17 protein-coding genes are annotated in these 14,057 nt (G+C 37.4%); 5 read left to right on the top strand and 12 right to left on the bottom strand.

Annotation, left to right across the window (positions count from 1 at the left end; genetic code table 11):
• Positions 1 to 20 precede the first annotated feature (20 nt).
• From accA to PSE69_RS09690, 5 genes are all read right to left on the bottom strand, one after another.
• Positions 21 to 980, bottom strand: a complete 960-nt coding sequence (accA, locus tag PSE69_RS09710; RefSeq protein WP_036940204.1) for an acetyl-CoA carboxylase carboxyl transferase subunit alpha — start codon at positions 978 to 980, stop codon at positions 21 to 23.
• 130 nt (positions 981 to 1,110) lie between these two features.
• Entirely contained in the window at positions 1,111 to 1,527 is a 417-nt protein-coding gene (locus PSE69_RS09705; protein WP_004919718.1) for a helix-turn-helix domain-containing protein, read from the bottom strand.
• A gap of 87 nt (positions 1,528 to 1,614) precedes the next feature.
• Positions 1,615 to 3,081 (bottom strand): AMP nucleosidase, encoded by a 1,467-nt coding sequence (locus tag PSE69_RS09700; protein ID WP_272675213.1) that lies wholly within the window; start codon positions 3,079 to 3,081, stop codon positions 1,615 to 1,617.
• A 63-nt stretch (positions 3,082 to 3,144) separates the two neighbouring features.
• Positions 3,145 to 3,453, bottom strand: coding sequence for a hypothetical protein (locus tag PSE69_RS09695; protein ID WP_004919715.1), 309 nt, complete (start codon positions 3,451 to 3,453; stop codon positions 3,145 to 3,147).
• Positions 3,454 to 3,637: 184 nt separating this feature from the next.
• A complete protein-coding gene (locus PSE69_RS09690) occupies positions 3,638 to 4,546 on the bottom strand; it encodes an AEC family transporter (protein ID WP_061064052.1) in 909 nt (302 codons plus the stop codon).
• A 286-nt stretch (positions 4,547 to 4,832) separates the two neighbouring features.
• On the opposite strand from PSE69_RS09690, the gene PSE69_RS09685 reads away from it, so the two are divergent.
• Positions 4,833 to 5,372: an NADAR family protein gene (locus PSE69_RS09685; protein WP_004919711.1), complete on the top strand. Its 540-nt coding sequence runs from the start codon at positions 4,833 to 4,835 to the stop codon at positions 5,370 to 5,372.
• Positions 5,373 to 5,521: 149 nt separating this feature from the next.
• On the opposite strand, the gene PSE69_RS09680 is transcribed toward PSE69_RS09685, so the two are convergent.
• From PSE69_RS09680 to PSE69_RS09670, 3 genes are all read right to left on the bottom strand, one after another.
• Positions 5,522 to 6,103, bottom strand: a complete 582-nt coding sequence (locus PSE69_RS09680) for a helix-turn-helix transcriptional regulator (protein WP_053110211.1) — start codon at positions 6,101 to 6,103, stop codon at positions 5,522 to 5,524.
• 146 nt (positions 6,104 to 6,249) lie between these two features.
• Positions 6,250 to 6,486, bottom strand: a complete 237-nt coding sequence (locus PSE69_RS09675; RefSeq protein WP_272513853.1) for a hypothetical protein — start codon at positions 6,484 to 6,486, stop codon at positions 6,250 to 6,252.
• A 304-nt stretch (positions 6,487 to 6,790) separates the two neighbouring features.
• Complete coding sequence (locus PSE69_RS09670) at positions 6,791 to 7,249, bottom strand: GNAT family N-acetyltransferase (protein WP_053110212.1); 459 nt, start codon at positions 7,247 to 7,249, stop codon at positions 6,791 to 6,793.
• 106 nt (positions 7,250 to 7,355) lie between these two features.
• Between PSE69_RS09670 and pdxR the strand changes: the two genes are divergently transcribed.
• The 4 genes from pdxR (at position 7,356) to PSE69_RS19870 (ending at position 10,639) form a co-directional block, all read left to right on the top strand.
• Entirely contained in the window at positions 7,356 to 8,837 is a 1,482-nt protein-coding gene (pdxR, locus tag PSE69_RS09665; protein ID WP_121874982.1) for a MocR-like pyridoxine biosynthesis transcription factor PdxR, read from the top strand.
• 148 nt (positions 8,838 to 8,985) lie between these two features.
• A complete protein-coding gene (locus tag PSE69_RS09660) occupies positions 8,986 to 9,567 on the top strand; it encodes a YebB family permuted papain-like enzyme (RefSeq protein WP_004919702.1) in 582 nt (193 codons plus the stop codon).
• A 72-nt stretch (positions 9,568 to 9,639) separates the two neighbouring features.
• On the top strand, positions 9,640 to 10,035 hold the full coding sequence (locus tag PSE69_RS19875; RefSeq protein WP_227698401.1) for a hypothetical protein: 396 nt from the start codon (positions 9,640 to 9,642) through the stop codon (positions 10,033 to 10,035).
• A complete protein-coding gene (locus tag PSE69_RS19870) occupies positions 10,025 to 10,639 on the top strand; it encodes a phage portal protein (RefSeq protein WP_404824037.1) in 615 nt (204 codons plus the stop codon). The genes PSE69_RS19875 and PSE69_RS19870 overlap by 11 nt, the downstream gene beginning before the upstream one ends.
• A gap of 400 nt (positions 10,640 to 11,039) precedes the next feature.
• Here the strand turns inward: PSE69_RS19870 and PSE69_RS09650 are convergent, their stop codons facing one another.
• From PSE69_RS09650 to PSE69_RS09635, 4 genes are read right to left on the bottom strand one after another with little or no spacing between them, the layout of a single operon-like run.
• Complete coding sequence (locus PSE69_RS09650) at positions 11,040 to 12,131, bottom strand: hypothetical protein (protein WP_154610289.1); 1,092 nt, start codon at positions 12,129 to 12,131, stop codon at positions 11,040 to 11,042.
• Positions 12,132 to 12,156: 25 nt separating this feature from the next.
• Positions 12,157 to 13,107, bottom strand: coding sequence for a reverse transcriptase family protein (locus tag PSE69_RS09645; protein WP_121875206.1), 951 nt, complete (start codon positions 13,105 to 13,107; stop codon positions 12,157 to 12,159).
• Positions 13,088 to 13,378, bottom strand: coding sequence for a helix-turn-helix domain-containing protein (locus PSE69_RS09640; RefSeq protein WP_121875205.1), 291 nt, complete (start codon positions 13,376 to 13,378; stop codon positions 13,088 to 13,090). Before PSE69_RS09640 ends, PSE69_RS09645 begins: the two co-directional genes overlap by 20 nt.
• A gap of 40 nt (positions 13,379 to 13,418) precedes the next feature.
• A complete protein-coding gene (locus tag PSE69_RS09635; RefSeq protein ID WP_121875204.1) occupies positions 13,419 to 13,655 on the bottom strand; it encodes a hypothetical protein in 237 nt (78 codons plus the stop codon).
• Positions 13,656 to 14,057: the final 402 nt, after the last annotated feature.

The following is a 14,057-nucleotide window of genomic DNA, read 5'->3' as shown; positions in this document are numbered from 1 at the left end:
TAAAAATGACTATATCATGCTTAACAGTAACCAAACGCCATAATTTTCTGATATCTTTCGGCCAATAATAGATCAACATCCCGTTTTTTGAGGGCCTCTAAATCAATAAGCAACTGCCGTTTTAAATTTTCACTCGCTAATACATAATCGCGATGTGCGCCACCGAGCGGTTCAGGGATAATAGTGTCAATAATACCTAGCTCCTTGAGCCTTTTGGCTGTCATTCCCATTGTTTCCGCAGCAACTTGCGCTTTTTGTGCATCTTTCCAAAGGATTGAAGCACAACCTTCCGGAGATATTGCCGCATATGTGCTGTACTCCAACATATTAATACGGTCGCCAACCCCTATTGCCAGTGCACCACCAGAGCAACCTTCCCCTGTTATCACGCAAATGATAGGTGTTTTTAGGCAAGACATCTCCATAATATTTCGTGCTATCGCTTCAGCTTGCCCTCTCTCTTCTGCACCAATACCGGGATATGCCCCCGCAGAATCAATGAATATCACTACAGGTAAATGAAAACGCTCAGCCATCTTCATTAACCTTAATGCCTTACGGTAACCTTCCGGGGAAGGCATACCGAAATTTCTCATCACTTTTTCTTTTGTGGTACGCCCTTTCTGTTGACCTATAACCATAACAGGTTGCCCGTCAAGGCGTGCTAGACCACCAACAAGCGCCTTATCATCCGCAAATGCCCTATCTCCAGCCAACTCCTGAAATTCCGTAAAAATCAGCGAAATATAATCTAGGGTATAGGGCCTCAATGGATGCCTTGCAAGTTGAACTATTTCCCAAGCACCAAGCTGAGAAAAAATTTTCTTTGTCAGTGTTAAACATTTTTTCTCCAGCAACTTGATCTCTTCATCGAAATCAATATCAGGCTGTTGGCTATTTTGTTTAAAAGCCACTAAGGCGTCGATTCTTTCATTAAGTTCGACGATAGGTTTTTCAAATGCTAAGAAGTGAGTAGACATAGGACCCTTTAAATCAGTGTAGCAATACCTAAAGTGTAGTTAAGATCTAAAAGGCTTTCTATGAAGGAAAATGGGATAAATTGTTATCAAAAGTGGGATAATCACGCGGTTATACCCACTAGATTATGCCTTATTGGCTGAATTTTCGGCTATTTCGTAGGCCTATCGACATTATTTTTTGAAATTTAGGGCAGGCTAAATGATTTTCTTCAGGGCAATTGACGATATGCAAAATACCTTTTTTTAACGCCGACAAATCATCAATGACTTTTTGAATTTCCTCTGCTTTTGTTATTAAATAGCCACGATCAATCGTTGGTCCATTTCTTTGATTCAACATGGTGCTTATTTCATCAAGTGAAAATTTTGCTTCTCTCCCTAAAGCAATAAGTGATAAGCGAGTCATCACATCTTTACCATGATAAACACGCTTCAAACCTTTACGACCAATCGGGGTAATTAACCCCTTTTCTTCGTAATAGCGCAACGTCGATGGCGGTAAGCCCGATAGCTCACTCACCTCAGAAATATCTAGTTCATCAACCATGGCGTTAATAACTCGCTTAATTCACCCATACCTCATTTTTTCATTTGCCACTGCAAATGTCATTGATTCGGTATCTATACTTTTTTATTACCTAAAAGGAGGCTCATCAAAGGTTCTTAATTTTCTTGAATGCAGTTTATCGCCTTCTTGTCGCAAAAGATCAATCGCTCGAATACCAATCTGCAAATGTTCTGAAATTGCCCCTTCATAAAAGCTATTTGCTTGCCCTGGTAATTTGATTTCACCATGTAATGGTTTATCAGAAACGCATAATAGCGTCCCATATGGCACCCTAAAACGATAACCTTGAGCCGCAATAGTCGCACTTTCCATATCTACAGCAACAGCACGGCTTAAGCTGAAACGGCGGGCCGTTGCAAAAAAGCGTAATTCCCAGTTACGATCATCCGTTGTTACCACCGTACCTGTTCTTAGCCGTTGCTTAACTAATTCACCTGGCATATTACTGACTTGTTTCGTTGCATCGTACAGTGCCCTTTGTACCTCTGCGATACTTGGGATGGGAATATCAGGGGGTAAAACATCATCTAAAATATGATCATCACGTAAGTAGGCATGAGCTAATACATAGTCACCAATTTTTTGACTTTCACGTAAGCCGCCGCAATGGCCTATCATTAACCATGCGTGTGGCCGTAATACCGCCAAGTGATCACAAATATTTTTTGCATTCGATGGACCAACACCAATATTAACTAATGTTATTCCTACACCCTCTTTCGCGATCAGATGATACGCTGGCATTTGGAATTTTTTCCATGTGAGATCAGACGTGGCAATTTGTGGGTCAGCGTTTTCAGCCGTTAAATAATTGTGCCCTACACAGGATAATGCAACATAACGACTATTCGGATCCCTAACTTGCTCGCAAGCCCAGCTTACAAACTCATCGACATAACGATTGTAATTTGTAAACAAAATATAAGGTTGCACATGTTCTGGCGGCGTTCCCGTATAATGCTTCAGTCTCGCTAAGGAAAAATCGACACGCAAAGCATCAAAGTGAGAAAGGGGCATCTCCTCTGCGGATTGAAATAAACCATCGGTAATATCATCACTAATATCTGCAAGATCTGTAATAGGAAAATGAGCCGCTAGACTGCTACTCATACTTCTATCTAAAGCTAAATCAGAACCATCAATCACAAACGGGTATGGCACTTCAGTTTGTGAGGGGTAAACAGAAAAAGTGACATCATAACCTTGCTGTAAAATACTCAGTTGCTCGGTTAAATATTGACGAAATAGATCCGGCTGGGTCACCGTAATACGATACTGTCCGGGCTTAACAAAACGTGCATATGCCCTCGTTTTTACGCAATGATCAATTTGACCATGCCACTCAACACATAGTTCAGGATAGGCAAATAATCCCTTTTTGCGGGCATCCGCATCAGGTAATTGCCCATCAGTCACATAAGCTGCAATGGCACTTCTTAAAGAATCAATGGCATTTGTGTACAGCAATGAAAGTTTATCTAATACCTCATCAATAGATAGATTTTCATTATTTTGACATTTTTCTAAAGACACACATGACCCCTTATCATCAAATGATATTATTACCTTATCAAGCAGCAGTGTATGTCTTTAATATTATTCAAACAAGCCTTTATACATTCGCGTTGGGGATAAAAAATTCGTCTTTTCAGGTTGTAAACGCCTTACAACCTTGGTTTCAAAAAGCCATTGAAATTCTGCTTTGCTGAGGCTTAATGGCTGCCCAGTATTACTTTCAACGACAAATAGCGTATTATTTTTAATACCTTTAATTTTTATCCCCATCAACTCAGATTCTTTGGTTGTGAGCTTCTCGGGTGAACTAAAAATAGCCTCTATCGCGCGTGAACTGGGAATCGAGAGTGTTTGGTTTATTTGGGGTTGTTGATTAATACAAAATGGCATTAGCGTTCTCAATAAACAGAATTTTGAATGTAGATATAGCCATTAGACATATTTTATCTAAAACTGTCATAATGCGTTATTCCTACAACCATTTTATCCCCAAAATTAACCCCATATTTTAACAAAGCGATTCTCTATCAAACCCATTATCTCACTTAAGCTAAATAACGATAGCAGCAATGAGTTAATGTATTATCTGGGTAAGAATGAATGGTAATGTCACGACAGCAATTACGGTCTGCAAAGTGATGATGCCTGCCATAAGCTGACTATCACCATTTAGTTGACGAGTTAAAATATAAGCCGTCGGCGCCGTCGGTATTGCAAAGAAAATCACAAATAACGCGGTTTCAAACTCCGGTAATGAGAATAATTTTGCTGTTAAAAGCGCTAATACTGGCATCGCTAATAAACGTAACAGCGTAGAGGTCATTAGCGGCTTAAATTCTTTCCTGAGCGTCGATGTTTGCAATGCCGCGCCAATACAAATTAACCCTAATGGTAAACTCGCTGCCGCAAGTAGCTTTAATAGTTGTCCTGAACCAAAAGGTAATCCTATTGGAGATAAGTTCAGCAAAATACCAATAATACAAGAGAGGATTAACGGGTTTTTAATGATCGGTAAAAATAACTGTTTGATAGAAACTTTAGAGCCAGTGGTTAATGCTAAGACCGCAATAACATTACAACTTGGCACCAGTATCGCCATAATGACGGCAGCAATCGCTATGCCATCAGTACCAAATAAATCGGCTATAATTGCAAGCCCTAAATAAGTATTAAAGCGGGTAATACCTTGAATATGAGCACCAAACCGTGGTATTGGCATTTTAAAAAGTAATTTAAAAATTAGAACTAATACACTGCTAATAATAAGCACAAAAAATATCGCACCCGCGAGATAAGGCAGTTTAGGGCTATCAAGTGGGGCACTCGCTAAACTGTTAATCAATAAAGCAGGAAACAAAATAAAATAGTTCAGTTTTTCAGCGCTAGGCCAAAAATCAACCGAAAACAGCGATGAACGACGTAATATAAAACCCATTGCTATCAGTGCAAATAAAGGCCATAAAACTAACAATATTTGTTCCATATTTTTATACTTTACTTTCGTTAATAACCTTACCCAATAAGAGGGCTTACTGTATCGTTAACAAAATGTAATAGTTAGGTAAAAATGGCTCTATTCACGCGTGAAAATGCGACTTTTTATATCATTTATAAAAAATGTCTGATGCCTCACGTTTTATTTAATTTTCAACACTTGCCAGTTACTTTTTAATCAATCTATTTAAGCTATAACTACAGGTCTTTCTTATGGTATTTCGAAGAATTTATCGATACGCTACCCCAATAGAAATTTATTAGAACAATTTATTATGGATATCCAAACCCTTTGCAAACAATACCGAACAGGTAAAAAATTGAAATACCTCTTTTTCTGGGGTCATCAATCAAAACAAAAACAAGTTACCAAGAGTTGCCTGAGCCAATGGTATCCAGCTACTTTTATGGTTGAAGGCAATCGCTTTGCCAGTGCTGAACATTTTATGATGGCAGAAAAAGCACGATTATTTGATGACAATGAAAGTTTCGAGAAAATTATCCATGCCCCAAATCCTGGCGCTGCAAAAGCATTCGGTAGAGAGGTACGAGGCTTTCAACAGAGCATATGGGATGAACATAGATTTAATATTGTTGTCGCAGCAAATCTTGCTAAGTTTTCACAAAATGAAGAGTTAAAAACATTTTTATTAAATACCAATGAAAGAATATTAGTGGAGGCAAGCCCTGTTGATAAAATATGGGGGATCGGCCTTGCTGAAGATAGTGAAAATATCGAGAACCCTCTCACTTGGAAAGGGCTCAATTTATTAGGTTTTGCGCTTATGGAAGTACGTAAACAACTGGCAACTTAAAACATTCCTTACTCACTCTAACATTGAACCAAGAAAATTGGCTTCCCTGCTACCACAAGCATTGAGTATTCGAGTTGTAGCTAGCGGCTTAGATATCATGAGCATTAAAATTACCCCCTTATGTCAATAAGGGAGTATTTTAAGATTGGTTATTTAACATTCATTTTATCGGCGTATGCTGCTCTTTTTTGCCTATTATCGACGATTTTTTTCGTTATCGATTCAACTTCAAGCAAATCATCACATACACTTGATCGTAATGCCAAGTTCCATTTACTTAATGCCTTCGCATTCGTTACTAATTCAGGATGGTGATTTAACCTGCCATTAATTTGTAACCAATTAGCAACCTCAGCCCAATCCCATAAAGGGGATTGGCCTTTAATACGCTGTATTGGGTTTGGAAAATCCCCTGCACCCCGCTTACCATCTTTCAGCATTGCAACCGCTTGCCTTGAGAGATGTGTTAAATCAGCAATATCACTCAAGCCGACGAGCACCGAATCAACCGATTCTACTCTTGCCCCTAACCCAGATGTTTCAACATGATGGATAGCTGACTCAATTGCATCATCTAATGATTTAGCCTCTCTATCAAATTCTAGATAGACCGATTTACCATAAAAACAGATTAGCGCATCACCGCAACCACTTTCATACAGCGCATCTTCGAGTCCTGGGGTATCAGCATTAACACCTGAAAGCACCAACGTGAAATTGTATAGTGACACTGTATTCTCCTTGATACTCGCCATACATTAATGGATTCGTTAATAGATACCTTTAACTGAGACCATTTTATTATCTATACCGTTCTAGGTGACCTTTCTCATCCCCTAGATTATTCGCTTGAAACAGGCGGCAATGCCGCCTTAAATTAATTTCCAGACCGATAACAACTATCAACTTTCCGTTTGATCTGTTTAGCATGATCCTCAGGACGGCTTGGTGTGGACCACACGCTCATTTGATGGTTTTGATGTGCATCATTCGCGTCACCACAGCGTAAACGGCAAAAGGCATGCGAACTATGACCCGCTGATACCAAAACCCAGCCTTTAGAGACAGCATATTCAATCACTGATTGAATGTGTTTGTTTGGATGTCTCTTCATTTCCCTCCTGTATCCGTACTGTAGTTACTTCGTTGACGGGTGTCAACAAGGTGTTTTCCTTTGAATATCACATGTAGTGATTGTTTACTGTTATTTTTCAATAACAGTCGGATATAACTTAACAAAAAGCTACTTTGAACTTTGTCTGAAATTAAAACAATGAGCATAGCAAAGGAGATAAAAGCCCCACCGCTCGCAAAAACAGTGGGGATGGCAGAAATCGCCAAGAGATCACAAGTAGGATAAAAAATCTTCGGATGATGAGTGGGTATGTAACCTATCTCATGAATAAATCACTAAAAGATTACAACGGCATTCTATATTCAATCACACCTGGTTTTTCAGCAACCCAATCATATAAGCGCTGCCCTCGTAAATTGGTTTCCTGCGTATGCCAATACAGACGTCCACAAGCTTGTTTTTTTGCTTGTTCATGCACGAATTCAATCAGATGTTTTCCTACCTGACGCCCCCTTACGTCTGGCGAAACAAATAAATCTTCCAAATAGCAGAAATTATTTTCCGCCCATGTGGAGCGATGGTAGAGGTAATTGACAAAACCAACCACTTTTTCACCTTCAAGTGCAACGGCGCAATACATAGGCTCATTTTCATCGAAAAAACGCTCCCATGTTTTTAATGTGATTTCTTCGCTTAAATCCACTTTATAAAATTCTTGATACTGCAACCAATAAACTAGCCATTGCGAATAATGCTCGGGTGACACAAACTCAACAGTAACAGGTAACATATTGTTATTCATGATATATCCTTTAACGATTCGACATATAAAACAATGGCGTTATATTACATATCAATCTGGTACTAAATAAGATACACTTTTGATATTTATTTAGGATCCACTTCTAATGAAACGTAAACCGCAAGCTCTCTTCCCTCATTTACTCTTAGAAGCAGGTTGTATTAAAGAAAATGTTTATCACACCATCAGAAATGCCATTCTTGATGGGCGATTATCTGCGGGGATCAAACTGCCCTCGAGTCGTGCTTTTGCTGAAATGATGTCGATATCTCGCAATTCAGTCATTGCTGGTTTTGAACGATTAATCGACGAGGGTTATTTAGTTACTCGTCAAGGCTCTGGTACCTATGTTTCTACAACCATACCTGATGAGCTGGTTAAATTAACATCCAAGACAGATCCTCTCGATAAACAGCAATATTCTGCACCTAATCTCAATCCCGTGATGAGTCATTTAACGACATTATGGAAAACGTCTCGGCCTAATACGAATAAAAAACAGATGTTCAATATCGGCATTGGTTGCGTTGATCAGTTTCCCCATGATTTATGGGGAAGATTACTAGGAAGGGTTTGGAGAAGATCAAAACAAGAAACTCCTCACTACAATCATCCGGCAGGTTATCCGCCACTAAAAAGAATATTAGTCGATTATGTGCACTCAACGCGTGGGGTTAATTGCAGCGAAGAGCAAATTATTATTGTAAATGGTACTCAGCAGGCGATTAATTTAACCGCAAGCGTATTATTACAACAAGGTAGCTCAGTCTGGTTAGATGATCCTGGATATGACAGTGCGCGAGCTATTTTAACTGCTCGTGGAGCCAATATTTGCCCAATTCCTTCTGAGAGTGATGGAATGAATATTACGATGGCCGCACAAACTTACCCTGACGCTTGCTTAGTTTACACCGCCCCTTCCCATCAATTTCCTCTTGGTACGACTTTGAGCTTAACAAAACGATTAGCGCTATTAGAGTGGGCAAACAAGAATCAAGCATGGATTTTTGAAGATGACTACAACAGTGAATTTCGCTATTTATCTAAACCTATTCAAGCACTTCAAGGGCTTGATGCGCATCAACGTGTTATTTATGCCGGCACCTTTTCTAAAATGATGTATCCGGGTTTTCGTTTAGGATTTTTAATTGTGCCAAAAATTCTGATCGAGCCTTTTACTATGATGAAATATTACAGTGATAGCCATTCAGGTTACTTAGAACAAGCCGCTTTAGCACAGTTTATTCAAGAGGGGCATTATGCACGCCATGTGCGTAAAGTTCGTAAAGTTTGCTATTCACGCCAAAATGCATTAATTAGTGCAATTAACACCTATTTGCCCCATGTATTTAACGTTGAGCAAACAGATTCAGGGATCCATGCTGTTTGTTGGTTAAAGCCGGGAATTAGTTTGCCGTTTATACTCTCTACCTGCCATCAGTTAGGTTTTGGTGTACAGCCACTGTCTCGTTATTGTATGAATAGTCATGAAAACAACGCTATTTTATTCGGTTATGCTGCACATACTGAAACTGAGATTACGCGTAGTATTATCGCATTGAGCCATGCCCTACAAACAATAAAATAAATTGAGTTGCATAACCTATAATCAATATAACCTAAACGAAAACGTATTATTTAATTTAATACGCGATTTTAATCCGTATTCTCATTGCTGTGACTCTTTGTCAGGGATTACTATCAAACAGAGTTAAAATTATTGAGAGATATGAATAATGACAAATAATACTCCCCCTAAAAACCTCGAGGTCGGCGATATTATCTTTACAAGTATTGGCACTACGTTATTTCGCCAAATAGCGTCAGCCTCTTTATGTTGGAGCAATCATGTTGGCTTGATAATTGGTCATAACGGGCAAGATTATTTAGTAGCAGAAAGCCGAGTACCGCTATCAACTGTCACGACTTTGACTCGCTTTATTCAACGTTCGGCTGGGCAAAGATATGGTGTTCGCCGACTTACTCACCACCTAACGGATGAACAAAAAGCAGCTTTAGTTGCAGAAGTTCCTTCAAGACTTAATAAATTTTATCATACTGGCTTTGATTATCACTCTTCCCGCCAGTTCTGCTCGAAATTTGTATTTGATATTTACCAGTCAGCGCTTTCAATTAACGTAGGTGAAATTGAAACTTTTAAAGATTTATTAAGTAAAAACCCCGAAGCCAAACTTAACTTTTGGAAATTGTGGTTTATCGGTCATATTCCTTGGGAGCGTGCGACAGTGACCCCCGCCAGTTTATGGAGTCATCCGCAATTAGAGTTAATTTACCGCAGTCACGAGGATATTCATTAGTTCGGATTGCGATAATTCTTTGGCTTGTTGGGAATTAACAGTAACCGAAAAACAAACACAAAGTCCTGAGTTTTGCTCATTTACCTTTTGCCCGCCGTCATTGTATCTGGCGGCGGTGATTTGCTGGACTGCATGGAATGCAACCACAATGACCGCTGGTATGAAACCCCGATTGATTTTACTGGTATTGCGCGCTCGTTTACCTTGTCAGCGGCCTACCATCAATCACCGTTAGTGTTTAAGTGTAATGTGATCACCAGCTGTTTTGAACCAACGCCCTATTTATCACGCCCTGACTTCACCACCTTAGCGCAGGATTTTGTCGTTTTTGGTAATGGTTACCTTGAAAAGCGCATTAACCGGCTCGGCGATATGCTGACATTAAAAACCTCTTTGGCTAAGTATACCCACGCCGGTGTGAATGAGGGGCAATACTGGCAAGTGAAGAATTACCAAGATGCCTTATGAATTTCGCAAAAATAGCGTTATTCATTTGAAAAACCCCTGTATTCACCAAGAGATATATGGCGTTCCCGATTACTTGGCGGGGCTTATTTCCGCTAACTTGAATCATTCGGCTACCCTATTTCGGACAAACTATTATGAGAATGGCAGCCACGCCGGTGTGATGGTATATCTTTCCGCGGCATTGGCTGACGACAAGGCCGTCGAGTCATTAAAAAAATCACTCACCGAAGCTCGCAAAGGCAAAGCATTTAAGAATATCTTTGTGTATGCCGCCAACGGGGGCAAGGATGGAATTCAAATTTTGCCATTCTCACAAATCAGCGCCAAAGACGAGTTTGTCGGTATCAAGGACACCACGCGCGATGATTTGTTGGCTATGCACCGGATACCACCACAACTGATGGGGATCATCCCGCAAGGCTCAGGTAGCCTTGGTGATGTTGAAAAAGCCGCAATGGTATTTTGGTTCAATGAATTATTACCACTAATGGAAAGCATGAAATCAATTAACGACATGCTAGGTGTTGAGGTGATCCGTTTTAAACAATATGCGTTGCTGGATTTTTTGACACAGGCTAAGGATAAAGAGCCTAATTATAAATAAACCATTCAATTCACGTGAATCGATACTTCCCCCTTTCAAACGTAATAGAACGGCCTTAGCGCCGTTCTAACTATTTCACATACCCGAAACTATTTTATATCTCATCTAGGCTGTACAGCCTGAATACTCACAAATAACACCACTCATGGACTAATCACATAATAGCCAGCGCGGCTCACATCTACCCCTTTGCGCGCGCTTGCTCCCCCGCATCGCCCGCACACAAAAGGGGGGGGGGAATTTTGTGTAATTGTGAGGAGCACTAAAACCAGCTGCAATACAAGGTACTAAATAGTATATTAGTTAAAGTTAAGTTTGTGCAATTCGATGCATAATTTAACAAAACTACTTTTCGCACAAATTGTATTTAGCTCTTTCACTTCCTCTATATAATCAATAATTATACATCTGTCTGCATACTATTATTAGGAAGTTCTTTACAAACCTTAGATGAAATTGGGGCTATTTCTGATGTTAAGATTGATGAAAATATACATTTATAATTTTCGTCACTATTTTGCAGAAATAAAGTGATTGGATCTCCTAAATGAGGACCCGCCTGTAAAATCCCAGTTTCCAAATCAGGGAAATTCAATGAATTCAATAAATTAACACAAGCAATCCTGATTCCATTTATATCATCAATTAAATCAGACTCATTTGAATATGGATATGCAATTTTTTTATTATTGGAAGATGCAACATATAATCTATAATATGGAAACTCATTTATTGCTAAAATTCTTTTTAAAGTAATAATAACTGAATATATTTCACTTAAAGTCACAATTAGAATATTACCTCTCTCTTCCACATTTATTTTTTTAAAATTATTACCATCACTTCCATTATAGTTAAAAGTTAAAAAGTCGTTAGCATACTTAGCTTTAAGTATATATCTATTTAAATGATCGAATAGATTTCTTATTTTTCTAGAAAAATCCAAATTCAACTCGGTATTAAATTCGCCTTTAGGATTTGATTTCTTATATACTTGATCATAAATATGGCTGGCACTCATAATTCCAGATTCAATAACTTCCTTCTCCCCATTTGAGTTTAAAAAAATTGATTTATATTTAGGTAATGAAATTATTTTATCATTTATATATTTGTTATGAGAAAAATATAAATCTGCATTATTTTTATCTTGTATTAACTCCAATTGTTTATTAACATTATTAATTTGGGTTTGAGTCAGTGATATCTGCTCATGAGTTTGAACAGTTCTATGCATATACATTACAATTGCAACAAAAGGGATGCAAAGTGATAAAAATAAAAATGCTAACTTACTCGATTGAATAAATTTCTCAAAAGCTGGTATGGAATATTCAAAATCCATCTTCATTACTGGGAATTCAAATATAAAAAATAAAGTTACAGGTATAATAATAGCCAAATGGAAAGGCACTTGTTTATATAATGGTTCTGAGTTTAACTTCAGTGTTACTTTTCCATTGTTTGTTTTATTCTTTTCTTTAGTTTGCATTTAATATACCTATAAAATTATTTCATTATATAAATCGATTTGAAGGTGTAATTGATTTTAATTTTGACAATAATCTCCCCCCTTCTTCAGGATGAATCCGCCTTAAATAATTAACATTCCCCATAACACTATTATACATCTTGGTATACTCATTAATTGCAAGCCTATTATCTCCAAAAGCTTTACCACACAAAAAAACAAGCTGTCTAATATCATTTCTTTTTTGTTTAGGCATGCTCGGCATTGATTTATTAACATTCAACTTATGAATAGTTTGCTGTAGATTTCTTGGCATTATTTCTTGTTTTTTTCTATTTGGACGAACATTAATACTCGCAAATAAATTATAAATTCCTTTTATAATTCTTGTTTTTTCACTCTTTGACATTATTCTTTTAGCCGAAACATGAACGTCATCTACATATCTTGTATACGTGAATCCCTGAAGCTTTAATGATTCAACAAGTTTAGACTCTCTAGACCATAAAACTAAATTAGCTAAATAACTACTCGTTTTACATCCTTGCACCATTCGTCCATTAAAAGTAATTAAGTTAGATAATAACTCAGCTACTTCCTTAGAAAAATTAAAAAAAACAACCCACACTTGATAAACAATATTTTTACCTATACTAGGAAAAAAATTTGATATATCACCTTTTACTATTACTTTTTTTCTTGTATGAATTTCAGCATTAGATATATGATCTTTTTTTGATAAAGAACCTTGTAAATAATCAGGGTAATACACTTTTTTAAGAATATTTTTAGTTATCTTATCATGAATATTTTTTAGTTTTTGGCTTACATCATAAATTTCTCTATAACTACCATCGTCTTTTTGAACCTTACTTGCTAAAAAAAAATATTTATCAGCATTTGCCGATAAATATTGAAGCTCTTCAACTGTTGTTTGAAGTGATTTAGCTAAAGAGAAAATTGATGAGATTGGCTTATTAAGGTAACGAGGTTTCATTTATATCACCTAAAAGTTCAGATATAATGTTATCCATTTTATTTTTAAGATTACTACTTAAATTTACATTTTCACTAGATAGAAAAATAAAAAGGCTTAGAGGAATATCAAGAGCGGTACATATTTTCTCAAGAGTATCTAAATTAGGTTTTCTTTCGTTACTAAAAAGACGTGTTAAATAAGATTTTGAAAGCATAGCTCTCTTTGCTAACTCAGCTTTTGAAATGCCCTTTTTTCTTAGACATAGTTCTAAAGCATAAGCAATATTCATTTTATATCTCCAGATTTTAGTGACCTGCTGTAAGTTAGTATTATAACTTAAACAGAAAATTAAGTATTGAAGCTACAGCAGGTATCGACTCAATAACCTTAGAGAAGACTTCTAATAAATCCTTTCGGGTAATTTTTTGATCCTCTTCGTGTTCTTCTAATGCCTTAATTACTTTTTTAAGTTCATCTAATTTACTATTATCCATTTCATCATGCATCTCTATTGAAAGTAGCTTTAAAACTTCAATAGATTCCTTTAAAAGATTTTTATTACTCATAATAAAGTGCCTTCTATCAATCGGTGCCCTATTGCACCAGTCGACAAAACAATATTGAACCGAAAGAAAATGAAATGGATAACACAGGTCACTTTATCTGGGTGAAATATATTTATATATTTCACCCTCCAGTCGAAAAATACTCATTAGATAATTAACTAGAATAGCCGTTAATCACATTTTGCCTCGCCGCCGCGCCGTCGCTTTGGTCAGTGGAGAGCACATATAAGCTTCTCGTTTGGCATAGTAGATTACCTCAATACTGGGTAATCGGTTCGAAGAACCTCGTGCAAGTTCAATATTTAGCAGTCTTTTAAAGAGCATCAGGGTGATTCACCCTGTCCACATAAAGGATAATGCAATATTAACAATATTGTGTCAAGCAAAATAGTTGCCTGCCAG

Source organism: Providencia sp. PROV122, assembly GCF_028482365.1.
GTDB classification, from domain to species: domain Bacteria; phylum Pseudomonadota; class Gammaproteobacteria; order Enterobacterales; family Enterobacteriaceae; genus Providencia; species Providencia stuartii.
Note: the sequence above shows the minus strand (reverse complement) of the source record. Positions and strands in the feature narration are given on the sequence as shown.